Source organism: Brevibacterium sp. FAM 27836 (genome assembly GCF_051351055.1).
Taxonomy (GTDB): domain Bacteria; phylum Actinomycetota; class Actinomycetes; order Actinomycetales; family Brevibacteriaceae; genus Brevibacterium.
This window is the reverse complement of the sequence record NZ_CP195711.1, coordinates 1,783,861-1,809,082: the sequence shown is the minus strand read 5'-3', so window position 1 is coordinate 1,809,082 and position 25,222 is coordinate 1,783,861. Positions and strand designations below refer to the sequence as shown.

Sequence of the window (25,222 nt, the reverse complement as noted above, 5' to 3'; positions counted from 1 at the left end):
AGTTCACAGGCCCATACGTCGTTGGGGTGGGGCAAATTCCCGCCGAGGTGGCCCACCGTCACCGCGACCGCTGGAGAAGCGTTATACAAACGCAACGTCATCTGCCGTACGAAAGTGATCACCCGGCCGAGTGAACGACGGACCGAGGAGACGACGAAGGCCCGATCGACCGCGGAGATTTCGCGGTCGATCGGGCCTGTCCGGCCGCCTCGGTGACGGAGATCCTGCGCGGAGGGCGCAGACCTCAGTCGGTCAGCCGATCACGTGTGCAAATGATCAGTTGTGCACGCGGATGAGGTGCTCGTTGGTGAAGGCCTGGAACGCCCACTGAGCGTTCTCGCGGCCGTAGCCGGAGCGGTTGATGCCGCCGAACGGGTATTCGGGGCCCGACTCCATGTGGGCGTTGATGAGCGTCATGCCGGCGTTGATCTTCTTGCCGAACTCCTGACCCTTCTCGAGGTCATCGGTCCACACCGAGGACATGAGACCGTACTCGGTGTCATTGGCCAGACGCAGAGCATCCTCTTCGTCCTTGGCCCGGTAGATCATCACGGCCGGTCCGAAGAGCTCATTGCAGCCGAGGTCCGACTTCGGGTCGATGTCGGTGATCACGGCCGGAGACATGAACCAGCCCGGACGGTCGAGCTTCTTGCCGCCGGTGAGCAGGGTCGCGCCGTCGGCGACGGCCTTGTCGATCGTCTCGACGATCTCGTCGCGGGCGCCTTCGGAAGACACGGGGCCCATGCCGACTTCGGGGTCGTCGAAGTCGGAGATCTTCATCGCTTCGACGGCCTTGACGGCCTCTGCGACGAACTCGTCGTAGAGCTCATCGACGACGATCATGCGCTTGGGCGAGGTGCAGACCTGTCCGGCGTTCGCCAGGCGCAGCCCGACGAGCTTCTGCGCCACGGACGCCACGTCCTTCGAATCGAGGACGACAGCCGGGTCATTGCCGCCGAGCTCGAGCACGGCGCGCTTGTAGTACTTCGCGGCGATCGCGGCCACGGAAGCACCGGCACCTTCGGAGCCGGTGAGCGAGAAGCCCTTGACGCGGAAGTCCTTGAGGACCTCCTCGGCGTGGGAGGAGTCGAGGTAGATGTTCTGGTAGACACCCTTGGGCAGCCCCGCCTCGGTGAGGAGATCCTCGAAGTACTGCGAGGACTTCGGGCAGATCGAGGCCTGCTTCATGATGATCGAGTTGCCGACCATGAGGTTCGGCAGCACGAAGCGGGCGATCTGGTTGTACGGGAAGTTCCACGGCATGATGCCCAGCAGCACGCCCAGGGGCTGGTGCTCGACATAGCTGCTCGCCGCTCCTGCGGCGGCCAGGTGCGTGGTTGCCAGGTTTGCGGCGGCATTGTCGGCCATCCAGCGGGCGGTGCGGGCGACCTTGTCGACTTCGCCGAGGCCCTGCTTCTTGACCTTGCCCATCTCGCGACCGATGATGTCGGTCATCTCATCGGCGTTCTCATCGACGAGATCGGCGAACTTGCGCAGGATCGCCGCGCGTTCGTAGAGCGGCGTCTCCTTCCAGGACAGGTGTGCCTCATGAGCACGATCGATGTAGTTGGGAATCTCTTCGACGGGTACGGAGGCGAACTCCTCCTCGACCTCGCCGGTGTTGGCATTGGTGACAGCGAACTTGCTCATGGAACGTCCTTTCACGGATTGACGATCTGTGCCCTGTAACAAACTACAGTCTCGCGACATTCCGCGACACTCGTGTCCATCTCTGGGATGGAGACGGCGCATGGAGGAAGTGACCGGAATCGGCGGATGATTCCTCCGCGCGGACGACCCCGAGGCCATGACGGACTGGTACCGAGATGTGCTCGGACTGGGCTTCTGTGAGCACGGACTGTGGCAGCAGACGATGCTCAACTTCCGCGTCGCAGACCTTAACTCGTTGATCGCACAGCTGCGCAACGCCGGTGCCGAGATGGCTGCACAGACCCGGCAGATGGACGGAATCGATCGCTTCGGCTGGGAGACCGACCCCGAACGGACTCGGATCGAACTCTGGGAGCCCGAAGCGAAGAGCTGAACTGCGAGTTAGCTGGGCGAGGAGAACCCGCCTCGCGGGGCGAGGACGGGTGAGCTGGGCTTGAGCGGGGACTAGAGCCCCGCCTCGGCGGGGGTGAGCTCCGGGCGATCGTCGATGAGACGTCTTTTGACTGCGAAGGACAGGACCGCAGCGATCACGCACATGGCTGCTCCGCCCCACCAGGCGTAGGTGTACTCACCGAAGGCATCACGGACGACTCCGGCGGCAAACGCTGCACCGGCGGCCCCGATCTGGTGGGCTGCGAAGACCCAGCCGAAGACGATGGTGCCGGACTCGCCGAAAATCTCTCGGCACAGGGTGGCCGTCGGCGGGACCGTCGCGACCCAGTCGAGGCCGTAGACGACGATGAAGAGCACCATGCTCGGGTGGATGGTGTCCGACAGCAGCCACGGCAGGATTAGCAGGCCGACTCCACGGAAGGTGTAGTAGGCGACGAGGAGGATCCTGGGATCGAACTTGTCGGTCAGCCAACCGGAGAACACAGTGCCGGCGATGTCGAAGATCCCGACGACGGCGAGCAGACCGGCCGCGGTCGATGCCGGCATCCCGTGGTCGTGGGCCGAGGGGATGAAGTGGATGCCGATAAGGCCGTTCGTCGTCGCTCCGCAGATTGCGAAGGCGATGGCGAGGGCCCAGAAAGACCGGTGACGAGCGGCGATGAATAGGCCCTCGAAGGCGCGGCGGGTGGCTCCGGTTTCGCTTCGCTTGGTGGGGACGGACGAGACGGATGTGTCAGTGGCAGCACCAGAGCGGTCGTCGTCCTCGATCGCTCCGTAGGGCAGGACTCCCAGGTCAGACGGGTGATCGCGAAGGACGAACCATACCAGCGGCACCGCAGCCAGCGCCGCGATGCCGATGAGCATCGAGGCCGGCTGCCAGCCGATGGACTCGGCGATCGTGGCGACCGGGGGCAGGAAGATCAGCTGGCCCGTTGCCGATCCGGCCGTGAGGATGCCCATGACGAGCCCGCGACGGGCGAGAAACCAGCGATCGGCGATGGTCGCGGCGAAGACGAGGGCCATCGAACCGGTACCCAGGCCGATGAGCACTCCCCAGAAGATGAGCAGCTGCCAGGACGCGGTCATGAGTACGCTGCCTCCGGCGCCGAGGGCGACGAACGTCAATGCTGCCGCCACAACCTGGCGGATGCCGAAGCGGTCCATGAGTGCTGCGGCGAAGGGGGCGGTGAGCCCGTAGAGCAGCAGATTGACGCTTACGGCTAGGGACATACTGCTCATCGACCACCCGAAGTCTGCGTGGAGTGGGACCATGAGCGCACCGGGGGCCGCACGGAATCCGGCGGCGGCGAGCAGAGCGATGAAGGCGACAGCCGCAACCAGCCACGCGGGATGGATGCGGCGACGGGCGTCGGACCTGGGCTGACGAGACTGGGCGGCGCCGGCGGGCTGGGTTTCGGGGGTGGTCGGCATCGGACCCTCGAACTTTCTTCGAAGAAGTTATACTGGAGGAAGTATAGACAGACTTCTCTGAAGAAAGTAAGCTGTGATGGCGCTCCGCTCGGACTGGTCCCAGGAACTCTGCCCGGTCAGGAGGTCGCTCGATGTGCTTGGCGACCCGTGGGTGCTGCTCATCGTCCGCGATGTTCTCCACGGACGCGGACGCTTCGACGAGTTGCGCGACAACCTCGGGATCTCCGAAGCCGTGCTCAGCCGACGGCTGCGGGCGATGCTCGATGCCGGACTGCTGACGAAGGTCGACTACGCCGACGGCGCGCGCATCCGGCAGGGCTACGCGGCCACCGAGGCCGCCGCCGACCTTCTGCCGATTCTCCAGCAGCTGGCGCTCTGGGCTGAGAAGCACACGGAGCTCCCGGACGGCGGCGGACACATGGCACTCATCCACGAGACCTGCGGCAACGAGACCGTTCGGGGCGAAGTGTGCAGCGCCTGCGGCCGGGCCCTGCTTCCTGAGGACATGTCCTGGGACAAGCCGTGGAAGGATACGCGCGAGCGGTTGCTGCCTGCCGGCTCACTTGAGTGAGGGCCGGCGGGCTGCAGGCATGTCCGCTCAGCCCTCTCTGATCGTCATCTTCGCGATTCGGTCTCCGACCAGATCGAACGCGAAAGAGGATCGTCCGTTGGCGTGGGTCGACCGCCAGTCGCCGATCACGGTGACACGGTCGCCTGCAGTCGACACCTCCTCCGGTGTGAGGATGCCGTCTGCGCCAATGAACTCCGTGTCGCTCCAGGTCTTGATGGCCTCGCGGCCGGTGAATTCCCGGCCCCAGTCATCGACGGTGCTCGCCGGGGCGAAGGCGTCGAGGAAACCGTTCTCATCGTGGGCATTGACGATGTCGATGAACCTGGCGACGGTATCCGGGATCTGCAGATTTTCCATGGTGAATCCTGTTCGAGTGAGGGATCTGTCTGTCGTATGGGTCTCCGTCTGTTGCGGAGGTCTTCGTCAGCGGGTGGTGTATCCGCCGTTGGCGAAGATGGTCTGACCGGTGATCCATCGGCCCTCGGTCGCGAGGAATCGCACGATCGGAGCGATGTCCTCGATCTGGGTGAGTCTATTGCTCAGACCCTGGGATTTGTGGAATTCGACGCGCTCCGGGGTCTCTTGCCCATAGAAGAACGGAGTGTCCATCGGCCCTGGGGCGATGGCGGTGACGGAGATTCCGCGCTCGCCGAATTCCTTCGCCGCAGCTCGAGTGAAGTGCTCGACGGGGCTCTTTCCGCCGGCATAGGTGGAGTATCCGTCGGTGAATGCGGCCAGGAGAGCGGTGACGATGGTGATGATCTGACCGTCGTCGTTGAGATGCCTGCCTGCCTCCTTGATGAAGAAGTAGGCCGCCTTGGAGTTGATGTCGAACATCGCATCGTACTCGTCCTCGCTCGTGTCGAGGATCGGCTTGCGCAGCACCTTGCCGGCGGTGTTGACGGCGATGTCGATTCTTCCCAGGGCGGCCTCGGCGTCATCGAAGAGTGCCGTAACGACCTCGGGGTGAGTGAGGTCGCCGCTGATCAGCGTTCCCCTGACCCCGTGGGTTTCGACTGCGGCCAGGGTGTCCTCGGCCTCGGGTCGAGACGAGTCCGAGTTGTAGTGGATGGCGACATTCGCCCCGGCCCCCGCGGCTTGTCGTGCGATGAGGCCACCGAGGTTTTTCCCTCCTCCGGCGATGAGGATGTTCTTGTTGGTCAGTGTAGTGGCGGTCATTCTCAACCTCACTATATCGTTGATATACAGGGCTATATCGATAGTACACGATAATATAGCGATATGACAGAGATCCCGACCATCGATACACGAACCCGGCTGCTCAATGCAGCGGCCGATCTCATTGCCGCCTCTCCCGGAGAGGACTTCTCGCTGCGCGCAGTGTGCGATGCCGTCGGTGTCAAGATGCCGACTCTCTACCACTTCTTCGGCAGCAAACAAGGACTCATCGATGCTGTGATCGAGCGCGGGTTCGACATGTACCTGGGAGAGAAGATGGCGATGGAGTCGAGTGGGGATCCGATTCAAGATCTGCGCACGGGGTGGGATGCCCATGTCGAGTTCGGATTGCACAATCCCGGGTTCTACACGCTCATGTATGGCAAGGTCCGTCCAGGCTATGCACCGGCAGAGCAGTCGCGGGCGAGCGAGATCCTGGGCTCGTTGACAGCGGAGGCAGAGGCTCAGGGGCGTCTCGTCGTCGATTCGGAGCAGGCAGCTGCCCATATCCTCGCTGCCAATATCGGTGTGACCCTGCGCCTCATCATCGCGGCCGTTCCCGATCAACAGCTGTCGGCAGCGGTGCGTGACGGTGTGTTCGCCGCGATCACCGGGACCTCGCAGTCAGGGGCCGCGGATGTGAAGTTCGCCCACTCGGTCATCGAATACGCTGCCTCCCACGCCGAGGTGCTCGGATCTGCCGAGACTCAGCTGCTCATCCGTTGGCTACAGCGGCTCGGAGACCATGCGCAGGCAGGTCAGCGGGTCTGATCGGACATCTGACGTGGCGGAAAGCGGGATGCAGAGCTCGCCGCCGACCGACTGTCGACTCACCTGGGCCTGAGGACGCTGCGGTCCTTCGGTAAGACCCGGGTTTCGACCCTGATTGCCACGGCCACGATGATGAGGGCCGCCAGCGCGAGACCGATCGCTACGATGATCGGGGCCCTGAAGCCCAGACCTGCGGCGATGACCCACCCGCCCAGAGCCGGGCCGAGCGCGTTGCCGACATTGAACGCCGAGGTGTTCACGCTCGCGGCCAGGGTCGGTGCGTCGGTGGCGATCTGGAAGACACGGGTATTGAGTGCTCCGGCGATGGAGAACCCGCTGGCGCCGATGAGGACGATCATGATGATCGCGAGCACCCCGTTCTCCGCGCACAGCCACAGGGCGCCGAGGCTGATCGCCAGAGCCGCGAGGCTGCCGATGATATTGCCGAAGACGTTCCGGTCGGCCAGGCGACCGCCCACCACGACACCGACGAAGGCGCCGATGCCGAAGGCCGCGAGCACAGCGGGAACGAGTTCCGGTGAGAGTCCGGCCACGCGGGTGAGCAGCGGAGAGAAGTAGGAGAACGAGGCGAACACCGAGGCTTGGAACAGTGCTGTCGTACTCAGGGCCAGCCAGATGCGTGGTCCCTTGAAAGCGGCCAGCTCCGCCCGCAGGAGGGTGCGCAGACCCGGTTTCGCCTCAGCGGCGTGCGGTGCGTCGCCGCTCGGCTCAGCGTCCGTGTCGTGCGAATCAGTGTCCGGTCGGATGGTGGCGTCCGGTCGGATCGTGACGGTGATGAGAACCGCGGCCAGGGCAGTGACGAGGGCGACGGCCCAGAAGGTCGCGCGCCACCCGAACTGCGTGCCGATCCAGGTGCCCATGGGCACGCCCACGAGGTTGGCCACGGTGAGTCCGCCGACCAGGTTGGCCAGAGCCCGACCCTGCACTGCGGCCGGTGAGATGCGTGTGGTGTGGACGGCCGCGACCGCCCAGAATCCGCCGCACGCGAAAGCCGAGAGGACTCGGGTCGCCATGAGCAGCCCGTAGTCCGGCGACAGTGCGGCCAGAATGTGGAGAGCGGCGAAGCCGACGATCGTGATGATCATCGTCGCCCGTCGCGGCAGGGTGAGGGTCAGCAGGGTCATGGCCGGCGCGCCGACGATCATCCCCACGGCGAAGCCCGTGATGAGCAGGCCCGCCTGCGGAATGGACACGGCCAGGTCAGCGCTCAGGGGTTCGAGGATCCCGGCGATCATGAACTCGCTGGTGCCGAGGCAGAAGATGACGGCGGCCAGCAGATAGACCTGAGCAGGGACACGAGGCCTGCGCTCGCGGGCCGGGGTGCACGTGCTCATGCGGAGGGGATGCCTTTCGTCGATGCGCCCGAACCGGGTATGTCCGAATCAGGAGTGCCCGGACCGGGTGTACCCGGACGCGAGTCGGTGGTGTCGAGGGTGGCTCTGCCCGCCGGGGTGCACAGACCCGCGACGAAGGCGCGAGCTTGGTCGAGGACTTCGCTTGCTGGCATGATGCGTGCGGCGATGCGCAATCCGGCCAGGACGCTGAAGACGAGGCGGGCGTGGACTGCGGCATCGATGTCACCGAGGAGGTCCCCGGCCGCCTGCCCGCGTGCGATGAGAGCGGCATAGGTGTCGATCCAGGCCTCGCGGTCGGCATCGAGGATCGTGCTCACGGCATCGACCTCACGCCCGAGCTCGGCGGCGGTATTCGCCGACAGACACCCGATCTTCTTCTGATCCGCACATTGGATCGTCAGTTCCCCGCCGAGGCGTTCCATGAGCAGCACCGGCGCCGGCCGGTGCGAATCGAGCAGGGCTTCACGGATGGGGATGCCGCTGGATGTGTAGTCCTCCAGCGCGCGGAGGAAGACGGCGTCGAGGCTGTCGAAGGTGTTGTAGAAGCTCGACCGGCCGATGTTCGCCCGCTCGCAGACGAGGCCGACATCGGTTCCGACGTAGCCGTGTTCGCTGAAGACGGCGATGGCGGCGGTGATGACTGCCTGTTCGTCGAAGCTCTTCTTCCTGCCCACAGGCCGAGCCTAAAGTATTTTGGACAGATGTGTCCAATAAATCGGTCGGCCGCACCGGATGAGCTGTTCGGGCCCGATGGATTGCGGGCCCGATGGATTGCTCGGACCGCGACAGAATCGTTCAGGCCCCGACGTCGCCGAGGTGGTGCCGGACTTCGTGGAGTCCGTAGAGCGTGAGTGAGGCGACGGTGAACTCGCGCCCGTCGGAGCGGAATCCCCGGCGATCCCATTCGTCCCCGCGCACCTGGGACAGGCGGGCGGCGTAGGACTCGGCTGCCGTACGGAGGGCAGGGGCCACCTCGGCGGGGTTCTGATGCTCGTAATCGGAGGCGAGGGCGACCGCGTCTCCGTCGAAGTTGTCCAAGGTCGGGTCGACCTCGGTGAGCATGAGCTCGGTGCGACGGTCGAAGACCTCGAAGATGTCGCGCATATGGGCGGCGTACTCGAGATCCGACCATCGGGCGGGGGTGCGTCGGATGGTGGCGTCATCCCTGGTCAGGACCGTCTGCCAGGTGGCGGCCGCCTCGGTGACGGTGGTGGGGGCCGTGGTCGGATCCTCACGCCCGGAGAAGCCGCAGTCGGGGCAGCCGTCGGTGAGGACGTCGGCCCAGTCACGGGTGTCGGGGGTGATCTCGCTCATTGTCCGTCCTTGCCGTCGTTCGAGCTGCTGCTCGTCTTCTTCTTGTCGCTGGTCTGTTTGCTGCTGGTCTGCTTGCTATTCGTCTGCTTACCGCTCGTCTGTTTGCCGCCGTTGAGGATCTCGGCCAGCACCGTCGCTTGGCTGATGTCATCGCGCTTCGCCGCGGTCAGGAGCGTGAGTGTGCCCTTCTTCGCCAGATCGCGCAGAGAATCGAGGGCCTCGGCGGCCTCGTCCTCGTCGAGTTCCTTCCGAAAGCGGCGCGCGAACTCATCGAACTTCTCGGGATCATGGGAATACCATTTGCGCAGTTCGGTCGAGGGCGCGACGTCTTTGATCCACTCGTCGAGTTCGGCCTTGTCCTTGCTCACTCCGCGTGGCCAGACCCGGTCGACGAGGACGCGGGTCCCATCGGACTTCTGCACTTCGTCGTAGATGCGTCGGACCCGGACTGTCGGTGTGCTGCTCTGAGCGGAGCCCTTCTTCTCGGACATCGACGGATGCTCCTTTCGCTCGCTTTCTTCGAGTCTACGACTCCCGTGCAATCGGTGCTCGGCCGGCCGCAGAGCCACGTCGTCGCCGGCTTTCATTGCATTTGGTACACCCGCACATAGGTTTCGTCCGCTCGTTCACACATTTGGGACTATTCATCAGTATGCGAACTGATGAATAGTCCCAAGTGTGTGAAAGCGGTGTAAGAATAGATCGAAACGACAGAACATCTTGGCAGAGTGGCCCACGCGAACCTGTGCCGACAGGGAACATCCGCCCGCTGAGGCTCAGTGCAGGACAAACACTCAGGATGAAATGATGACGAATCAGATGGCGGACCACCGACCCCAGCCTGCTGCAGGAGCAGAGATCGGGTCACTCATCGGCGGCGCCTTCGGCCTCGTCTTCCTCATCGTCAACAGCAGTCAGTTCTCGACCGTGGGCCGGATAGGCGTGCTCGTTGTGGGAATCGCCGTCTTCGCGGTCATCGTCTTCATTGCGATGCGCAGCCTGCGGCGCATGGGGCGCGGCCGGGCGCTCGCCGCAGATGCACAGACTCCCACCGCAGACACACGAGCGCCCGCCGCAGACGGCTCAGTCTCTGAAACCGCGACAGACAGCGCGGTGCGCGGAGCACACCCCTTCGGCCGCAGTTACTGGGTCATCGTGGCCATCGAGGCCCTCGCGCTCTTCGCAGGCACGCGCCTGCTCTCGGGAATCGGCCATCCCGAACTCGGCATCGCCTGGGTGGCGTTCGTCGTGGGCACGCACTTCTACGCGCTCGGCTCTGTGTTCAAGCTCGGGCGCTTCCACGTTCTCGCCACGGTCGTCACCGCCTGCGGGATCGCCGGATTCATCGTCTTCTTCGCCGGTGCTCTCGACTTCATCCCGGTCCTCAGCGGCATCATTCCCGGCTTCGTGCTGCTGTCCTTCGGCATCTGGGCGCTCGTGCCCGTCGACGACTGAAGCAGCGTGTCCGGTGCCCCGGGGTTCAGAGCCCGACCGCTTTGCCTGAGTTTTGATCGGGTGTTCAGCCTGCCGGGCTGTCCGCGGTGTTCAGCCTGCCGGCTGTCCGGGGTGTCGTCCCCGGTGACCACATCGCCGCCGGCTTTCATTGCAGTTGGTACACCCGCACATAGGTTTCGTCCGCCTTTTCACACATTTGGGACTATTCATCAGTATGCGAACTGATGAATAGTCCCAAATGTGGTTAGTGCGCGAGTGGCGGCGCGGAGGAGGCCCGCTGCGGCGCGGACGGGGCTTGCCGGGGCGCGGCCTGACCACCTGAGCCCACCTGAGTGAGGGGCCAGGCACTACTCCTCTGCCGGGGCATTACTCCTCGGGGTCGGCGCCTCGGTTGAGGCGGCCGGGCGTCACTCCTCGGGGTCGGCGGCGGGAGACGCGTCCTTCTTCAGGGGCTGCACGCGCGGGGGCGGGAACTCGGGAGCCTGGGCGGCGGGATGAGCTTCCAGACCGGCGAAGACCTCGGCGATGGCGCGATCGAGCTGCGGATCGTCGTCGGCGAAGAGCTGGCCGGGATCGTGCTCGACCTCGATATCGGGTTCGACGCCGTAGTTCTCCACGCCCCAGCCCTTGCCCTCGATCCAGAAGGCGTAGCGCGGCTGGGTCACTCCGGTGCCGTCGACGAGCTCGTAGCGCCCGTCGATGCCGACGACGCCGCCCCATGTGCGCACGCCGATGACCGGGCCGATGCCCTTGGCCTGCACGCGTGCGTTGATGATGTCACCGTCGGAGCCGGAGAACTCGTTGGCCAGGAACACCACGGGCCCGCGCGGTGCGTCCTCGGGGTCCCGGCCCATGACGTCGTAGCTGCGCGCCTGGTTCCATGCCACGACGCCGTCGGCGAAACGTTCGGCCACGAGCGCACTCGTGTGCCCGCCCCGGTTGAACCGGACGTCGGCGATGACGCCCTCGCAGCCCATCGCCTGTCGCAGGTCGCGGTGCAGCTGCGCCCAGCCGTAGGAGGTCATATCGGGAATGTGGACGTAGCCGATGCGGCCCTGAGACTTCTCCGCCACGTACTCCCTCCGAGAGCGCACCCAGTCCTGATAGCGCAGGACCTCCTCGCCGGCCAAGGGGATGACGGCGACGGTGCGGTCCTTGCGGCGGCCGCGGCGCAGAGTGAGCTCGACGATCGTGTCCGCGGCCCCCTGCAGATGTGCGGCGGGTCCGGCCGCCTCGTCGACGGGCTGACCGTTGACAGCGACGATGACATCGCCGGGCTGCGCGCCGACTCCGGCCTGCCGCAGCGGCGACCTCGCATCCGGTTCACTGCTCTCACCGGGAAGGATGCGAGTGATCGTCCACCCCTCGGCGGTCTTCTCCAGATCCGCGCCGAGGAAGCCGAGCTTCTTCGACTCATCGCCCAGCCCATTCGGCCCGGAGACATAGGCGTGCGAGGTGTTGAGCTCGCCCACGGTCTCCCACAGGATGTCGACGAGGTCGTCGTGGGTGAGCGCCTTCGCCGCGACGGCACGCCAGCGCAGGGTCACGGACTCCCAGTTCACCCCGTTCATATCCTCACGCCAGTAGTGGTCGCGCATGATCCGCGCGTTCTCTTCGAACATCTGCAGCCACTCGGCGCGCCGGTCGAGTTCGAACCGCAGCCGGGTCACGTCGACGGAGACGTTCTCGTCATCGTCAGCCTCGACCTTCCGAGTCGCCGGAACCACGCTGATCTCGCCCTCGGAGCGGACGACGATGAGCTTGCCGTCACCGGAGACCTCGTAGTCATCAGCCTTGTCCACGACGGTGGTGACCTTGCGCTTGGCGAAGTCGAAGTGCTGGACCACCTCGGCGGGTTTGTCATCGGCGGCGCCGGCTCGCTGGGATCCGAGCTCACCGCCCTCGGCATCGCCCTTGCGCATCCACAGCACACCGCCGTCGGCGGCCTCGAGGTCGCGGAAGACTCCCGAGGCGACGGGGAACGGCAGGATCCGCTCCTCGGCGCCGTCGAGTTCGACCTCGGCGGTGACTGCCGGCTTCTCCGCCTTGGCACGATCGGGCTTCGACTCCTCGGTCTCGCTGATCGCCCAGCCGCCGGCGCTCGGCCCGAACGGGGCCGGCTCCTCGGCGGTCAGCGGCAGCAGCCAGGGGCGGGTGACGCCGTTGAAGGACAGGTCGAAGGAGTGCTGGTTGTACGAGGGGTCGAAGGTGCGGTCGGAGAGGAAGGCGACGAACTTCCCGTCACCGGTGAACGTCGGCGAGAAGTCGTTGAACTTGCCTGTCGTCAGCGGCTGCGCGGGCCGGTCGGACTTCACCTCGACGATCATCAGCTGCGCGAGCAGCTCCTCGCCCTGTGTCGGCTGCGACCACACGAGGTACTTCCCGTCGGGGGAGAACCGCGGGCTGCGTGCCTCGCCGTGTCCGGAATGTCCGACCAGTCGGGTGCGCCCGTTGCCGACCTCGATCAGCCGGATCGACCCGTCGTGGGAGATCGTCGCGAGCATCTTCCCCGCCGGATCCGTCCGCAGGTGAAGGACCCGCCCCAGGGCTCCGGCCCCGATCCGCCGAGGCGGCTTCTCCCCGGTCAGGGACGCGACCTCGATCGCGTCCTCCCCTTCGACATCGGTGATGTACGCGGCCTGACCGGTCGTGCCGAGGACGAGGGGTTCGCGGGTGCGGATCGAGGAATCCGCGCACAGCGCCCGCGCCGGGCCCTCACGATGAGCCAGCCAGAACGTCTTCCCCCGCCACTCGAGCACCGAAGCATTGCCCTGTTGATCAGGGCTGATGCTGTTGATCCCGGTCTTCGGGTCGAGACTGAGCGGCTGCACCTGGGTGCCCGGCAGGGTCACGGACAGTGTGCGCACCTGCGCGTCGAGGCTGTCGAGGATCTTGATCTCACCGCGGCTGTGCCACACGATGCGGGTGCCGTCGGTCGTGGCATCGCGGACATAGCCCTCGGCCTCCCCTTGATCGGTGAGCTGGCGGGGTTCGATCGACGCATCGCCCGAGCCGGTGCCGGCACCCGAGCCGGCACCGGAGCCGGAGCCGCTCGCCGAGGCGGCCGTGGCCAAGCCGTCGATGATCCACAGGTTCGCCTGCTCCTGGGCATGATGAGGGAACGTCGCGGCGCGATCCGAGGTGAAGACGAGGGAATCGCCGACCCACAGCGGGTCGGTCAGCGAGGCCTCATCCTCGCGCAGCAGCCGCTGCCACCGGGCACCCGAGCCATCGGGGATGCCCGAGGCGTTCGTGCCGCCGACTCGGTCGAGCCACAGCCTCGGTGCGGTGCCGCCTCGGTAGCGCTTCCAGTGCGCGGGCGGCCGGGAGAACGGCGTCGACAGAGCGGTCACTCCCGAATGGTGGCGGGCCAGTCCGGAGGCGCGACCGAACTCGAGGCGTTCGACACCGCCGTCGAGGCCCACGGCCTTGACCACATGGTTGCGGACCTCGAACTCTCCGGCGTTTGCGGCGACGAGCACATGGGCGGAGTCATGCCACCCGAGCATCGTCATGGTCGTCGAACCCAACCAGGTGAGCCGGCGCAGGGCCCCGGTGGCCACCTCGGCGACCATGAGCTCGGGCTGACCCGTCCGGAAGGACACGAATGCGACGTGCGCACCGTCGGGGGAGATCCGCGGCGATCGCACGGGCACACGGTCAGAGGTCAGCCGCCAGGCGCGACCGCCGGCGGATTCCACGAGCCAGACATCGTCGTCGGCGGTGAAGGTGATGAGATCGGCATGGACATGGGGATAGCGAAGATAAGTCACGTGACCCACATTACAAGCTCCGATACGAGGCGGCGCAGGCCCGGAACCGATGCTCAGGCAACTTGCACGCGGCAATAGAATGGGCTCATGCCATCTCTGACTTCTGTGCTCTCGGACCGTTTCGCCGCCGCCCTCGCCCATGCCTTCGGTGAGGACTTCGCACGACGCGACCCGGTGATCAGGAGCAGCCAGTTCGCGGACTTCCAGGCCAATGTGGCCCTGCCCCTGGCCAAGGAGCTGAAGTCGAAGCCGCGTGACATCGCCGCGCAGATCGTCGAACACCTCGACCTCGCCGACATCTGCCTGCCCCCGGAGATCTCCGGCCCCGGTTTCATCAACCTCACGTTCACGCCCGAGTTTCTCGCCGACACCCTTGCCGCCGGATCGGCGGCAGAGGCCGCGGTCAACACGGACCCGAAGACGATCGCCATCGACTACTCGGCACCGAATGTGGCCAAGGAGATGCACGTCGGGCACCTGCGCACCACCGTCGTCGGCGACGCCTTGGCCCGCACCCACGAATTCCTCGGCAACAGAGTCATCCGCCAGAACCACATCGGCGACTGGGGGACCCCGTTCGGCATGCTCATCGAGCACCTCCTCGACGTCGGCGTCGACTCCGAAGCCGCCGCCGAGGTGTCGGAGAATCCGAACGCCTTCTACCAGGCGGCGCGGGCGAAATTCGACTCGGATGAGGCCTTCGCCACCCGCTCCCGCGCCCGCGTCGTCAAGCTCCAGGGCGGCGACGAAGACACCCTCGGACTGTGGACGAGACTCGTCGGATACTCCCGCGAATACTTCAACCGCATCTACTCCCTCCTCGACGTCACGCTCACCGACGACGACCTCGCCGGTGAGTCCACCTACAACGACGTCCTGGCTGAGGTCTGCGACGAACTCGAGTCCAAGGGCCTGGCCCGCATCTCCGACGGGGCCCTGTGCGTGTTCCCCGCAGGCTTCACCGGACGGGACGGCGAACCCCTGCCGCTCATCATCCGCAAGTCCGACGGCGGCTACGGCTACGCCACGACCGACCTCGCGGCCGTTCGCAACCGCGCGATGAACCTCGGCGTCGACCGTGCCCTCTACGTCGTCGGCACCCCGCAGGCCATGCACTTCGAGATGATCTTCACCGTCGCCCGCGAAGCCGGGTGGCTGCCCGAGACCTTCGAAGCCGAACATGTGAAGATCGGCAATGTGCTCGGCTCCGACGGCAAGATCCTGCGCACCCGCTCCGGTGCCCCGCTGCGTTTGGGAGAACTCCTCGAAGAGGCCGTGGCCCGGGCGAAGACGACCCTGGCCGATTCGAACGTCGACTTCAGCGCCGAGGAGGCCGAAGAGGTCGCACGCATCGTCGGCATCGGTGCGGTGAAGTACGCCGATCTCTCCGTCGCCCACGACACCTCGTACACCTTCGACCTCGACCGGATGCTCGCGCCCATCGGCAACACCGCCCCGTACCTGCAGTACGCAGGCGCCCGCATCCGCTCCATCGGACGCAAGGCCGAAGCCGAGGGAGTCGAGACGGCCCGCGTCGAGAACGCGGCGATCAGCCTCGATGAGCCGGCCGAACGTGAGCTGGCGCTGATCCTCCTCGGCTTCGCCGATGTCCTCGCCGAGGCGGCCGCCGGCTCCGCGCCGCACCGTCTGTGCACCTACCTGTTCGACCTCGCTCAGGGCTTCACCTCGTTCTACGAGCAGTGCCCGGTGCTCATCGCCGAGACCGAGGAGCTGCGGGACTCCCGTCTGCGCCTGTCGACGATCGTGCTCAAGGTCCTCGAAGCCGGTCTCGGAGTGCTCGGCATCCGCGTCCCCGAGCGCATGTGAGCTCCGCTCCCCGATCCTCCGCGAAGAGGATGCTGCCCTGGATCGTCCTGGGCATCATCATCCTGGCGCTCAATCTGCGCACCCCGATCATCGCGCCGACCGCGATCCTGCCCGCGATCCAGGAGGGCACGGGATTCAGCGCGGCCGGGCTCGGTCTGCTCACTGGACTGCCGGTCCTCCTGTTCGCGCTCGCCACCCCTCTGGCGGGGAAGCTCATCACCCGCCTCGGCGCCGAAACCACCGTTCTCGCCTGCCTGACCGGGGTGCTGGTGGGCACGGTGCTGCGGTCGGTCGGTCCGTCCTGGCTCGTGCTTACGGGCACGGGCATCATCGGTGTGGCGATCACCCTGGGCAATATCGTCGTGCCCGTCATCATCCGCCGTGAGGTTCCGTGGGAACAGGTGTCGATGGTCACCGGCCTGTATTCGGCGATGATGAACATCGGTTCGATGGCCACACTCATCGGCACCGGGCCCTTGGCCGCGGCCTTCGGCTGGCGTTGGGCCCTGGCCGCGTGGGCGCTGCTCGCGTTCATCGGCCTCGGCTTCTGGATGGTCCTCATCCGTGTGAGGATCCGCCGGGGCAGGGAAGCGGCGCGGGCCGCCGAAGCCGCGACCGTCGGCACCGAGACGGACCCCACCGCCGAGGCGGCCCCTCCCGCATCGAAGCAGAAGTGGAGCCAGGCGCCCGCCGCCTTCCGCGGCATCATCGCCCTGCTCATCATCACCTTCTCCGGCCAGTCCATCGCCTACTACACGACGACGACGTGGCTGCCGAGCTATCTGGCCGACACCATCGGCTTGGCCCCGGCCACGGCCGGCAGCACGGCCTCTCTGTTCCAGATCGCGGCGATCCTCGGTGCCTTCGGCGTCCCGCTGCTCGCCGCGAAGTCGCAGCCCTGGATGCCCGTGGCGATCGTCGCCGGCCTCTGGCTGTCCCTGCCCGTGGGCCTGCTGCTGGCACCGGGAGCCTATGGTCTGTGGGCGATCACCGGCGGCATCGCCCAAGGCGGCGGCTTCACCGCGATCTTCTCGATCATCGCCCGCACCGCCGGCAGCGATGCACAGACCGCTTCGGCTTCGGCCAGGGTGCAGGGCGGCGGCTACCTCGCCGCGACCCTGGCTCCGCCCTTCGCCGGCTGGCTCAACACGGCGACCGGCGGATGGACGGCTCCGCTGCTGCTCGTCCTCGCCGCCACTCTGGCCTTCACGATCACGGGACTCTTGGCCGCCCACCGTGCCGGAGGGTTCCCTCGCGGCGGTCCGGCCGGACGCGAAGTCCTCGACGCCGACGACTAGGACCTGCCGAGCAGCAGCCTAGCGGGGAGATTCCGGGCACAGATGCGCCGAGGCGGCCCACCGGATGGGTGGGCCGCCTCGGCGATTTCAGGCGAACCGATCGGTTCGCTTCACACACTCGACGCCGACGGAATCAGCGCCGCGTGGTCGGTCTCAGTGTTTGGCGTCAGAATCCTCGCCGGCCTGCGCCTCGGCGGGCTTGACGACCGGCTTCGGAGCCGGAACCTCGTCCTCGCCCTGCGCCTTCGTCGAGGGCACCGAGGTCTGAGAGACCTGGGTGGTCGCGCCCTGACGCGAAGCCGGGGTCGACCCGACCGGGCGAGCATCGGCGGGACGGTTGTTCGGCAGCGGGGTCGACCATGGATCTTCGACCGGCTGCGCCTTCTTCCACACGTAGTAGCCGATTCCGGCGGCCGAACCGATGACGAGGGTCCAGACGAGTGCGGCCTTGCCGCCGCCGGACTTGCGAGCGGTGTCCTTCTCGATGCGCTTCCCGGCGCCGGCGAGAGCCTTGCGGGCCTTCTTCATGGCCTTCTTGTCGCCGGTGAGGCGGACGGCCAGGTCATCGATGAGCTTCGGGGTCTCGACGCCGGCCAGGGAGTTCGCGGCGTTCGAGGCGAACTTGCCGGCGCGCTCGGTTGCTTCGGGACGGTAGGCCTCGAGCTTGTCGGCCCAGGAGTGAACCTGATCGTTGGCCTTGTCGGCCAGAGCCTCGACCTGCGGGCGCGCCTTTTCGGCGAACTCCTCTGCCCGGCCGGCCAGGGCCTCGACCTGGGGACGAGCCTTGTCAGCGGCCTCACGCAGCTTCGGGGCCGCGTTCTCGCTGGCATCTGCCAGGACTCGGAGTGACGTCTGCTTCGCGGAATCGAGCTTCGAACTGAGCTGATCTCGAGTGGGCTTCTTCGACATATACGTTCCCAATCCTTCGATGTCGGTGGTCAAGTGATCAGTGCCAGTCTACGGCCTACGGGAAGACCTGTGGACAGCGGATGTCCTCGAATTGTCTGCAGATAGCCTGACAGACTCGGCAATGGAGCCGGTGCGAAACTGCATTCACCGCCGCGGCGTGGAAGAATGAGCACATGACTACAGTCGCAACGCATACAGCAGTCCTGCACACCAACCACGGTGACATCACCATCAACCTCTTCGGAAACCACGCCCCGAAGACCGTGGCCAACTTCGTCGAGCTGGCCCAGGGTGAGCGTGAGTTCACGGATCCCTCGACCGGTGAGCCGACCAAGCGTCCCTTCTTCGACGGACTCGGCTTCCACCGCATCATCTCGAACTTCATGATCCAGGGCGGCTGCCCGCTGGGCACCGGCACCGGCGGCCCCGGCTACACCTTCGACGACGAGATCCACCCGGAGCTCCAGTTCGATCGCAAGTACCTGCTGGCCATGGCGAATGCCGGCAAGCAGATGGGACGCGGCACCAACGGTTCGCAGTTCTTCATCACCACCGCCGAGACCCCGTGGCTCAACGGCAAGCACACCATCTTCGGTGAGGTCGCCGACGCAGCCGGTCAGAAGGTCGTCGACGAGATCGAGGGCGTGCCCACCGCTGCGATGGACAAGCCGGTCGAACCGGTCGTCATCGAGAAGGTCGACATCACCGAGAAGTGAGACGGGTCCTCCATGGACCGCAGGCTCTTCAGACACTGACGGGCCACTGAGTACGATGGTGTGATGGACACACCTGACGAGGGCTCGGCACGGGACACCGGCCGGGCCCTCTCTGCATCCCCTCCGATGGTCACCCGCACGATCCTCATCGTCACCGCGGTGGCCTTCCTCGCCGAACTCATCCCCGCCCTCGACCTGGTTCACCGCTTGGGCTTCGTGCCGGCGCTGACACTCGAACAGCCGTGGCGGATCCTCACGGTCGCCCTCGTCCACGAGGAGCCGAACCCGTTCCACCTGCTCGCGAACATGATCGGACTGTTCTTCTTCGGGTCGTTCGTCGAGAGGGCTCTGGGGCGTGGGAAGTTCCTTCTCATCTACCTCCTCGGCACCGTGGGCGGTTCGGCGATGGTGCTCGTCCTCGCCGAACCCTTCAGCCGCGACTGGGTGACTCACCACATCGGCGCCTCGGGAGCGGTGTTCGCGATCATCGGCGTCCTCCTCGTGCCCAGCCGTTGCCTCGACCGCAACATCGTCGGAGTGGTGGTGTTCGTGGCCCTGAACTTCGGGTACGGCTTCCTCGTCGAGGGAGTGTCCTGGCAGGCCCACCTCGGCGGGCTGCTCACGGGCTTCGTCCTCGGCTGCGCGGGACTGCTCGGTCCGCAGCGGAGCCGCAGCCTCGTCTTCTCCCTGACCGCGCTCGCGCTGATGGTGCTCATGACGGCGGGCGGGGCCTGGAGGATGTTCGGTCTGGGGCTGTGACCAGGCGGAGGATCCGGCACCAGGTGCCGGGCGCGGAACCGACGAAGGCTTATAGCAGATTAAAGCCGTCTTGTGTGCATTCCGCGGTGGAAAATTATTTGTCCACAGGCTCTGTCCACAACGTGGATAACTTACATACGTGTGTTTAGCCTGGTCAGAGGCTTAAAATAGGTTATCCACAACTGACGCACCCGGCTTGGGTATAACTCATCCCCTGTGGATTGTTGACACCGATGTCATGAACACGGGGTGAGTCGGTACGGGCGAGGCCGGCCCCGCCGGCGCCTCGATCTAGCGCCAGCGGGTGGACATGATCAGCCCCGCCACGAAGAAGGCGAAGCCGATGAGGATGTTCCAGTTGCCCCAGGCCTCGACGGGGAAAGCACCCTGGGTGATGTAGAAGGTGACGAGCCAGATGAGTCCGACGACGAGCAGGCCGATGAGCACGGGCAGGAACCAGCTCGGGTTCGGCTTGATCGTCTGCTGGCCGGTCGCCGAGGTGTAGCTTGCGGTCTTGCGGCCCTGCGAACGCTTGGCCGGATTGCCCGACCGGGAGGTGCGCTTGGTGGACGCGCTCTTCGATGTCGACGCCTTCGCAGCGCCGGACTTCGCAGTGCCGGATTTCGATGCGCTGGACTTCGCCGAGTCCGCAGCCGCGGTCTTCTTCTCCCCGGTCTTCTTCTCCACAGACTTCTTGTCCTTACCCGCAGCCTTCTCATCGTCCTCGTGCGCGGCCTGATCCGACTCCGCAGCCTCGTCGGACCCGGCTTCCTGGGACTCGGGCTCCTTGGACTCAGTGTCCTCGGACTCGGTCTCGTTCACCGTCTCTGTGGTGCCCTCTGCCTCTGTCGCCTCGGTGTCGACCGTTTCGGTCTCGACAGCCTCGACCTCGTCGGTGGCCTCTGCCTGCTGGGCCTTTGCCGCCGACGATGTGCGAGAAGTGCGCTGGGGGCGCTGGGTCCGTCCTTTGGACTTGGCCACGAGTACTCCTTTGACGGTCGACCGCTGCAGGGGCCGCCGGATGAATGGTTGGGGACAATCGGTGACCAGTCTACTCGCGAGGGAGGTCACAGTGAAAAACTCCGACTACCCTGAAAGCGCCCCGAACGCGCTCCGAACGGTGATTCTCATAGGATAAAGTGCATAGGGGTGTACTGGCTTGACTGCCGGACGAGCCCCGACAACGCAGTGACAGTCACGGAGCAGAAGTGGTCAATAGTTCCTCCTCGGGTAACGAACCGGGCGCGAATCCGCCCACGCGACCCACTATCCGTCCTGCACAGAGCCAGACCTCGCCGTCACAGCCTCCACACTCTTCGCAGCCGACCGGTGCCCACGGTGACCAGCCGCTGCTCAGCCGGCGCGAACTGCGTCGCCGTGAGGCCGAAGCGGCCGCGGCACAGGGGCAGCCGACGGCTGTGTACTCCGATGCCCCTGAAACGTCTCAGCACCCACCTCAGCATTCGGCCCAGCACCCACCCCAGCATCCGGTGCCCCCGCCCCGATCCCGGAGGGAGCAGGCGGCGACGTCGCGTCGGCGCCAGCCCGTGCAGCGCGAACCACTCGGTCCGATCCGCGGCACCATCCGCACCTTCGGCGAACTCTGCATCACTGCCGGCCTCATCCTCATCCTGTTCGTCGTCTGGCAACTGTGGTGGACGGACATCCAGGCCAACCGCGACAACGAAGTCCTCGCCGACGAACTCACGCAGGACTGGGCGAACCAGGACCCCAACGAACTGCCCGATGACCCGGACGAACCCGTCGTCGCCGACCCGGTGGACAAGAACCACGCCTTCGGCATCTTCTACATCCCCCGCTTCGGCGACGACTACTATCGCACCGTCGCCGAAGGCGTCGACCTCGAACCCGTGCTCAACCGGATGGGCGTCGGCCGCTACCCGAACTCGGCGATGCCCGGCGAAGTCGGAAACTTCTCCGTCGCCGGCCACCGCGTGACCTACGGCAAGCCGTTCAACGAGATCGCGAACCTGCGGCCCGGCGATGAGATCATCGTCCAGACCAAGGACGGCTTCTACACCTACACCTTCCGCAACTTCGACATCATCCTGCCCGACGCCGTCGAGGTCCTCGCCCCGGTGCCGAAGGAACCCGACTACAAGGGCAAGGACCGGATCCTGACGATGACGGCCTGCAACCCGATGTTCTCCGCACGGGAACGCTACGTCGCCTACGCCGAACTCACCGATTGGACTCCAGCGAGCGACGGAGCTCCCGACAACATCAAGGACTCGAAGGCCTACGACAAGGTCAGCAAGGACGGTGGTGCCTGACATGTACGCGCTCATCTGGCGACTGCTCCCCGGCAACTGGGTCGTCAAGCTCATCCTCGCGCTCATCCTCATCGCGGCGGTGGTGCTGCTGCTCATGCAGTACGTCTTCCCCGTCATCGCCCCCTACATGCCCTTCAACAACGCGACCGTGACCGACGGCGGACAATGACGCAACGGAGAGCAATGACCAAGATCCTCGTCATCGACAACTACGACAGCTTCGTCTATACGCTCGTGTCGTACCTGCGTGAGCTCGGCGCCGAGGTCGACGTCGTCCGCAATGACGACATCCCCGCCGAGACGATGCCGGAGACCGTGAGCGCCTACGACGGTGTGCTTCTGTCCCCCGGGCCCGGCGTTCCCGCCGAATCCGGTGTGTGCCCGTCCCTGCTGGGTTGGGCCGAATCCGCGGGCATGCCGGTCTTCGGCGTCTGCCTCGGCCATCAGGCCCTCGGCGAGGTGTTCGGCGCGCAGGTGACGCATTCGCCCGTGCTCATGCACGGCAAGACCTCGGTGATCAGCCACGACGGCGAGGGCATCTTCTTCGGCTGCCCGAGCCCGCTGACCGTGACCCGCTACCATTCCCTGGCGATCGTCGACGAGACCCTCGACCTCGAGAGGTTCACCGTCACCGCCCGCACGGAAGACGGCATCGTCATGGCCATCGAACATCGTGACAAGCCGCTGTTCGGCGTCCAGTTCCACCCGGAGTCCGTCCTCACCGAACACGGATACCTCATGCTCGGCAACTGGCTCGAGGTGTGCGGTCTCGCAGGTGCCGCCCAGGCAGCGGCCGGAATGTCTCCGCTGGCGACCGCGATCGCCTGAGAATTCCCGCCGACCTGCGTGCTCGGGGTTCTCGCCGAGGCGGCCGATCGTTAGGATCGTGTGCACAACGATCACAGTGCGCAAGGAGGCCACCGCGATGTCAGAACCGAGCTATCTGCGCGAAGAACCGTTCACTGAACTCACCGTGCTCGAAGTGCCGGGGACCCCGGCCGCGGTCGTCGAGGCCCGGGACGTGGCCATGGCCGAGCTGCCGGCGCTCTTCGATGCCACGTTCTCCGAAATCTTCCCCGTCCTGTCCGAAGCGGGAGTCGAACCCGCGGGACCGGCCTTCGCCCTCTACACCCGGCAGCCGAGCGAAACCGTGGATCTGCAGGTGGGGATCCCCATCTCCGCGGGGCTGACGAACGCCCAGCCGATCTCCGGCGGACGCATCGTCATCCCCTCACAGCTGCCGGCCGGTTCGATGGCCGTGCGCAGCCACATCGGCGGCTACGACGGACTCGGAGAGACCTGGGCACAGCTGCTCAAGGAAGCGGTGGCCGCCGGTCATCATCCGGGTCTGCCGTTCATCGAACTCTATGTCACCGAACCCGGCCCCGAGGCGGATCCGGCCGAACTGCGCACGGACCTGTTCATCACCTTGGACTGAGACCCGGCAGAGGCGCCCTCGCGGGCGCGGCAGGACCTACCTCAGCGGCGGCAGGACCTCAGTGCCCGGAGGCGTCGGCCCAGCCGTCGAAGAGTCCGCCGCCCATCGAGTCGGTGTCCTTATCGTCCTTGCCGTCGTCTCCGCCGCCATCGCTGTCGGCGTCGTCATCGCTCGGTGAGGTCGGGATGCCACCGGGGATCGAGGGCACGGACGGTGAGGGCTCCGGCGGCTTCTTGGCCACCTTCACCGTGATCTCGCTGCCCTGCTTGACCTCGCTGCCTTCGGTGGCGGACTGCTCGTAGACCTTCTTCTCGTCGTGATCGGCCGTTTCGACCTCTTCGGTCTTGCAGCCGAGCTGATAGTCGTCGCCCTCGAGGATCTTGCAGGCTTCCTCGGCGGATTTGCCGGTGACATCGGGGACCTTGACCATTCCGGAGGACACGACGAGGTCGACGTTCGAGTCGACATCGACTTCCTGACCGTCACCGGGCTTGGTCTCGATGACCACGCCCTTCTCCACATCCGGAGAGTTCTGCGAGATGTGGGTGCCGGCCTGCAGCTTCGCGTCGTTGATGATCTTCCGGGCCTCTTCCTCGGTCTTTCCGGAGACGTCGGGGACCTTCACGGATTCGGGACCGGAAGAGACGATCAGCTTGACGATGCTGTCTTTTTCGACCGTCTGACCGCCGGGAGGATCGGTCTCGATCGCCTTGCCTTCGTCGACGTCGGCACTGTACTGCTCGTCCGTGTCGACTCTCAGTCCCTGTTGGATGAGCGCGGATTCGGCCTCTTCGGCATCCATGCCGGCGACATCGGTGACCTGGACCTCGACGATCTCCGGGGGTTTGTTGATCTCGTACACCCACAGGGCCACGGCGGCCAGGGCGAGGAGGACGAAGATGCTGCCGATCCAGACCCAGGCGCGCGACCGCTTCTGCGGCGGACGCTCCTCCTGGTTGGTCATGATCGCCGACATCGGCCCGGTCTCGGGTGCCGCCTCGGCGTCGGAGGCATGGGCCATCGGAGCGGTCATCGGCGGTGCCATCATCGGGTACGCCTGTGTGGCGTCGGCGTCGTCCTCGAAGCTCATGGGACGCCCGTCGCGGGCGGCGAGCACGTCCTCACGGAAGGTGAAGGCGTCCTGGTAGCGGGCGTCGCGGTCCTTGAGCAGAGCGTGGAGGACGAGGCGGTCGACGGCCGGCGGGATGTTCTGGTTGTAGAAGCTCGGCGGCTGTGGGGTCTCTCCGACGTGCTGGTAGGCCACGGCCAGCTGTGAGTCCCCGACGAACGGGGGACGACCGGCCAGCAGCTCATAGAGCAGGCAGGCGGTCGAGTACAGGTCCGAACGGGCGTCGACGACCTCGCCGCGGGCCTGCTCGGGGGACAGGTACTGGGCGGTGCCGACCACGGACTGGGTCTGCGTCAGCCCGGAGTTGTCCTTGAGCGCCCGCGCAATGCCGAAGTCCATGACCTTGATGTCACCCTCGGGGGTGAGCATGACGTTCGCGGGTTTGATGTCGCGGTGGACGATGCCGTTGCGGTGGGAGTATTCGAGCGGGGAGAGGACGCCGGCGATGACGTTGAGCGCCTCGTCGACGGTGAGCGTGCCGTGCTCGTTGAGCACTTCGCGCAGGGTCTGGCCCTCGACGTATTCCATGACGATGAAGGGCACAGACACCGACGAGCCGCCGGATTCGACGAACTCCTCCTCACCGGAGTCGTACACGGAGACGATGCCGGGATGATTGAGACCGGCCGCGGACTGCGCTTCACGCTTGAGTCGGGTGTGGAACGAAGGATCGCGGGCGAGATCGGACCGCAGAAGTTTGATGGCGACGCGGCGGCCGAGCCGGTTGTCGACGCCTTCGTGCACTTCTGCCATGCCCCCACGGCCGAGGAGCGCACGAACTTCGTAACGCCCCGACAGCACCTTGGGTTCAGTCATCTATGTCCTCCGCTTGTCTCACCCGGTCGGTGGGTTCGGTCTCGCCCGTTCCGGGTTGAGTTCTCAGTATTGCAAACTCTTCGCTTCTCGTGATCGTTCAGG

Annotated in this window: 24 protein-coding genes; 12 read left to right on the top strand and 12 right to left on the bottom strand. The window is 65.9% G+C overall.

Annotated features, from left to right (window positions below):
• Positions 1–276: 276 nt before the first annotated feature.
• On the bottom strand, positions 277–1,650 hold the full coding sequence (locus ACSE4D_RS08180; protein ID WP_436327036.1) for an NAD-dependent succinate-semialdehyde dehydrogenase: 1,374 nt from the start codon (positions 1,648–1,650) through the stop codon (positions 277–279).
• Positions 1,651–1,807: 157 nt separating this feature from the next.
• Here ACSE4D_RS08180 and ACSE4D_RS08175 point away from each other — a divergent pair, with 157 nt between their 5' ends.
• Positions 1,808–2,044, top strand: coding sequence for a VOC family protein (locus ACSE4D_RS08175; RefSeq protein WP_425119104.1), 237 nt, complete (start codon positions 1,808–1,810; stop codon positions 2,042–2,044).
• Positions 2,045–2,115: 71 nt separating this feature from the next.
• On the opposite strand, the gene ACSE4D_RS08170 is transcribed toward ACSE4D_RS08175, so the two are convergent.
• Positions 2,116–3,495, bottom strand: coding sequence for an MFS transporter (locus ACSE4D_RS08170; protein WP_436327035.1), 1,380 nt, complete (start codon positions 3,493–3,495; stop codon positions 2,116–2,118).
• A gap of 76 nt (positions 3,496–3,571) precedes the next feature.
• On the opposite strand from ACSE4D_RS08170, the gene ACSE4D_RS08165 reads away from it, so the two are divergent.
• Entirely contained in the window at positions 3,572–4,066 is a 495-nt protein-coding gene (locus ACSE4D_RS08165; RefSeq protein WP_426936889.1) for a winged helix-turn-helix transcriptional regulator, read from the top strand.
• A gap of 27 nt (positions 4,067–4,093) precedes the next feature.
• Here the strand turns inward: ACSE4D_RS08165 and ACSE4D_RS08160 are convergent, their stop codons facing one another.
• Both ACSE4D_RS08160 and ACSE4D_RS08155 read right to left on the bottom strand, forming a co-directional pair.
• Positions 4,094–4,423, bottom strand: a complete 330-nt coding sequence (locus ACSE4D_RS08160; protein WP_436327034.1) for a nuclear transport factor 2 family protein — start codon at positions 4,421–4,423, stop codon at positions 4,094–4,096.
• A gap of 66 nt (positions 4,424–4,489) precedes the next feature.
• A complete protein-coding gene (locus ACSE4D_RS08155) occupies positions 4,490–5,245 on the bottom strand; it encodes an SDR family oxidoreductase (protein WP_425119109.1) in 756 nt (251 codons plus the stop codon).
• Between the two features lie 63 nt (positions 5,246–5,308).
• On the opposite strand from ACSE4D_RS08155, the gene ACSE4D_RS08150 reads away from it, so the two are divergent.
• Positions 5,309–6,016 (top strand): TetR/AcrR family transcriptional regulator, encoded by a 708-nt coding sequence (locus ACSE4D_RS08150; RefSeq protein WP_425119110.1) that lies wholly within the window; start codon positions 5,309–5,311, stop codon positions 6,014–6,016.
• Between the two features lie 59 nt (positions 6,017–6,075).
• On the opposite strand, the gene ACSE4D_RS08145 is transcribed toward ACSE4D_RS08150, so the two are convergent.
• From ACSE4D_RS08145 to ACSE4D_RS08130, 4 genes are all read right to left on the bottom strand, one after another.
• On the bottom strand, positions 6,076–7,371 hold the full coding sequence (locus ACSE4D_RS08145; protein WP_436327033.1) for a Cmx/CmrA family chloramphenicol efflux MFS transporter: 1,296 nt from the start codon (positions 7,369–7,371) through the stop codon (positions 6,076–6,078).
• Positions 7,368–8,066 carry a TetR/AcrR family transcriptional regulator gene (locus ACSE4D_RS08140; protein ID WP_436327032.1) on the bottom strand — a complete coding sequence of 233 codons (699 nt, stop codon included), beginning with the start codon at positions 8,064–8,066 and terminating at the stop codon, positions 7,368–7,370. The genes ACSE4D_RS08145 and ACSE4D_RS08140 overlap by 4 nt, the downstream gene beginning before the upstream one ends.
• Before the next feature lie 121 nt (positions 8,067–8,187).
• Positions 8,188–8,706 (bottom strand): DinB family protein, encoded by a 519-nt coding sequence (locus ACSE4D_RS08135; protein ID WP_426936885.1) that lies wholly within the window; start codon positions 8,704–8,706, stop codon positions 8,188–8,190.
• The gene (locus ACSE4D_RS08130; protein WP_426936884.1) at positions 8,703–9,197 is read right to left on the bottom strand and encodes a DUF488 domain-containing protein; all 495 of its coding nucleotides are present in this window, start codon (positions 9,195–9,197) and stop codon (positions 8,703–8,705) included. The genes ACSE4D_RS08135 and ACSE4D_RS08130 overlap by 4 nt, the downstream gene beginning before the upstream one ends.
• Before the next feature lie 313 nt (positions 9,198–9,510).
• Between ACSE4D_RS08130 and ACSE4D_RS08125 the strand changes: the two genes are divergently transcribed.
• On the top strand, positions 9,511–10,161 hold the full coding sequence (locus ACSE4D_RS08125; RefSeq protein WP_426936883.1) for a hypothetical protein: 651 nt from the start codon (positions 9,511–9,513) through the stop codon (positions 10,159–10,161).
• Between the two features lie 407 nt (positions 10,162–10,568).
• Here ACSE4D_RS08125 and ACSE4D_RS08120 read toward each other — a convergent pair whose 3' ends face one another.
• A complete protein-coding gene (locus ACSE4D_RS08120; RefSeq protein WP_436327031.1) occupies positions 10,569–13,934 on the bottom strand; it encodes a S41 family peptidase in 3,366 nt (1,121 codons plus the stop codon).
• An 87-nt stretch (positions 13,935–14,021) separates the two neighbouring features.
• On the opposite strand from ACSE4D_RS08120, the gene argS reads away from it, so the two are divergent.
• Together argS and ACSE4D_RS08110 are read left to right on the top strand one after the other, a co-directional pair.
• The gene (gene argS / locus ACSE4D_RS08115; protein WP_436327030.1) at positions 14,022–15,761 is read left to right on the top strand and encodes an arginine--tRNA ligase; all 1,740 of its coding nucleotides are present in this window, start codon (positions 14,022–14,024) and stop codon (positions 15,759–15,761) included.
• On the top strand, positions 15,758–17,059 hold the full coding sequence (locus ACSE4D_RS08110; RefSeq protein ID WP_436327029.1) for an MFS transporter: 1,302 nt from the start codon (positions 15,758–15,760) through the stop codon (positions 17,057–17,059). Before argS ends, ACSE4D_RS08110 begins: the two co-directional genes overlap by 4 nt.
• Before the next feature lie 153 nt (positions 17,060–17,212).
• Here the strand turns inward: ACSE4D_RS08110 and ACSE4D_RS08105 are convergent, their stop codons facing one another.
• Positions 17,213–18,001: a hypothetical protein gene (locus ACSE4D_RS08105; RefSeq protein ID WP_426936879.1), complete on the bottom strand. Its 789-nt coding sequence runs from the start codon at positions 17,999–18,001 to the stop codon at positions 17,213–17,215.
• A gap of 140 nt (positions 18,002–18,141) precedes the next feature.
• Here ACSE4D_RS08105 and ACSE4D_RS08100 point away from each other — a divergent pair, with 140 nt between their 5' ends.
• Positions 18,142–18,684, top strand: coding sequence for a peptidylprolyl isomerase (locus tag ACSE4D_RS08100; RefSeq protein ID WP_425119122.1), 543 nt, complete (start codon positions 18,142–18,144; stop codon positions 18,682–18,684).
• A gap of 63 nt (positions 18,685–18,747) precedes the next feature.
• Entirely contained in the window at positions 18,748–19,443 is a 696-nt protein-coding gene (locus ACSE4D_RS08095; protein WP_436327028.1) for a rhomboid family intramembrane serine protease, read from the top strand.
• Between the two features lie 291 nt (positions 19,444–19,734).
• Here the strand turns inward: ACSE4D_RS08095 and ACSE4D_RS08090 are convergent, their stop codons facing one another.
• Positions 19,735–20,424 (bottom strand): cell division protein CrgA, encoded by a 690-nt coding sequence (locus ACSE4D_RS08090; protein WP_426936877.1) that lies wholly within the window; start codon positions 20,422–20,424, stop codon positions 19,735–19,737.
• A gap of 566 nt (positions 20,425–20,990) precedes the next feature.
• On the opposite strand from ACSE4D_RS08090, the gene ACSE4D_RS08085 reads away from it, so the two are divergent.
• The 4 genes from ACSE4D_RS08085 (at position 20,991) to ACSE4D_RS08070 (ending at position 23,175) form a co-directional block, all read left to right on the top strand.
• The gene (locus ACSE4D_RS08085; RefSeq protein ID WP_436327027.1) at positions 20,991–21,737 is read left to right on the top strand and encodes a class E sortase; all 747 of its coding nucleotides are present in this window, start codon (positions 20,991–20,993) and stop codon (positions 21,735–21,737) included.
• Positions 21,730–21,906, top strand: a complete 177-nt coding sequence (locus ACSE4D_RS08080; protein WP_425119258.1) for a hypothetical protein — start codon at positions 21,730–21,732, stop codon at positions 21,904–21,906. Before ACSE4D_RS08085 ends, ACSE4D_RS08080 begins: the two co-directional genes overlap by 8 nt.
• A gap of 14 nt (positions 21,907–21,920) precedes the next feature.
• Positions 21,921–22,565: an anthranilate synthase component II gene (locus tag ACSE4D_RS08075; RefSeq protein ID WP_426936876.1), complete on the top strand. Its 645-nt coding sequence runs from the start codon at positions 21,921–21,923 to the stop codon at positions 22,563–22,565.
• A 97-nt stretch (positions 22,566–22,662) separates the two neighbouring features.
• Positions 22,663–23,175 (top strand): GyrI-like domain-containing protein, encoded by a 513-nt coding sequence (locus ACSE4D_RS08070; RefSeq protein ID WP_426936875.1) that lies wholly within the window; start codon positions 22,663–22,665, stop codon positions 23,173–23,175.
• A gap of 58 nt (positions 23,176–23,233) precedes the next feature.
• Here the strand turns inward: ACSE4D_RS08070 and pknB are convergent, their stop codons facing one another.
• Positions 23,234–25,120, bottom strand: a complete 1,887-nt coding sequence (gene pknB / locus ACSE4D_RS08065; RefSeq protein ID WP_436327026.1) for a Stk1 family PASTA domain-containing Ser/Thr kinase — start codon at positions 25,118–25,120, stop codon at positions 23,234–23,236.
• Between the last annotated feature and the right edge of the window lie 102 nt (positions 25,121–25,222).

Bases quoted from the DNA above. Each gene is read 5' to 3' on its own strand.
- ACSE4D_RS08180 (WP_436327036.1), bottom strand. From the start codon at position 1,650: ATGAGCAAGTTCGCTGTCACCAATGCCAACACCGGCGAGGTCGAGGAG.
- ACSE4D_RS08175 (WP_425119104.1), top strand. From the start codon at position 1,808: ATGACGGACTGGTACCGAGATGTGCTCGGACTGGGCTTCTGTGAGCAC.
- ACSE4D_RS08170 (WP_436327035.1), bottom strand. From the start codon at position 3,495: ATGCCGACCACCCCCGAAACCCAGCCCGCCGGCGCCGCCCAGTCTCGT.
- ACSE4D_RS08165 (WP_426936889.1), top strand. From the start codon at position 3,572: ATGGCGCTCCGCTCGGACTGGTCCCAGGAACTCTGCCCGGTCAGGAGG.
- ACSE4D_RS08160 (WP_436327034.1), bottom strand. From the start codon at position 4,423: ATGGAAAATCTGCAGATCCCGGATACCGTCGCCAGGTTCATCGACATC.
- ACSE4D_RS08155 (WP_425119109.1), bottom strand. From the start codon at position 5,245: ATGACCGCCACTACACTGACCAACAAGAACATCCTCATCGCCGGAGGA.
- ACSE4D_RS08150 (WP_425119110.1), top strand. From the start codon at position 5,309: ATGACAGAGATCCCGACCATCGATACACGAACCCGGCTGCTCAATGCA.
- ACSE4D_RS08145 (WP_436327033.1), bottom strand. From the start codon at position 7,371: ATGAGCACGTGCACCCCGGCCCGCGAGCGCAGGCCTCGTGTCCCTGCT.
- ACSE4D_RS08135 (WP_426936885.1), bottom strand. From the start codon at position 8,706: ATGAGCGAGATCACCCCCGACACCCGTGACTGGGCCGACGTCCTCACC.
- ACSE4D_RS08130 (WP_426936884.1), bottom strand. From the start codon at position 9,197: ATGTCCGAGAAGAAGGGCTCCGCTCAGAGCAGCACACCGACAGTCCGG.
- ACSE4D_RS08125 (WP_426936883.1), top strand. From the start codon at position 9,511: ATGATGACGAATCAGATGGCGGACCACCGACCCCAGCCTGCTGCAGGA.
- argS (WP_436327030.1), top strand. From the start codon at position 14,022: ATGCCATCTCTGACTTCTGTGCTCTCGGACCGTTTCGCCGCCGCCCTC.
- ACSE4D_RS08100 (WP_425119122.1), top strand. From the start codon at position 18,142: ATGACTACAGTCGCAACGCATACAGCAGTCCTGCACACCAACCACGGT.
- ACSE4D_RS08095 (WP_436327028.1), top strand. From the start codon at position 18,748: ATGGACACACCTGACGAGGGCTCGGCACGGGACACCGGCCGGGCCCTC.
- ACSE4D_RS08075 (WP_426936876.1), top strand. From the start codon at position 21,921: ATGACCAAGATCCTCGTCATCGACAACTACGACAGCTTCGTCTATACG.
- ACSE4D_RS08070 (WP_426936875.1), top strand. From the start codon at position 22,663: ATGTCAGAACCGAGCTATCTGCGCGAAGAACCGTTCACTGAACTCACC.
- pknB (WP_436327026.1), bottom strand. From the start codon at position 25,120: ATGACTGAACCCAAGGTGCTGTCGGGGCGTTACGAAGTTCGTGCGCTC.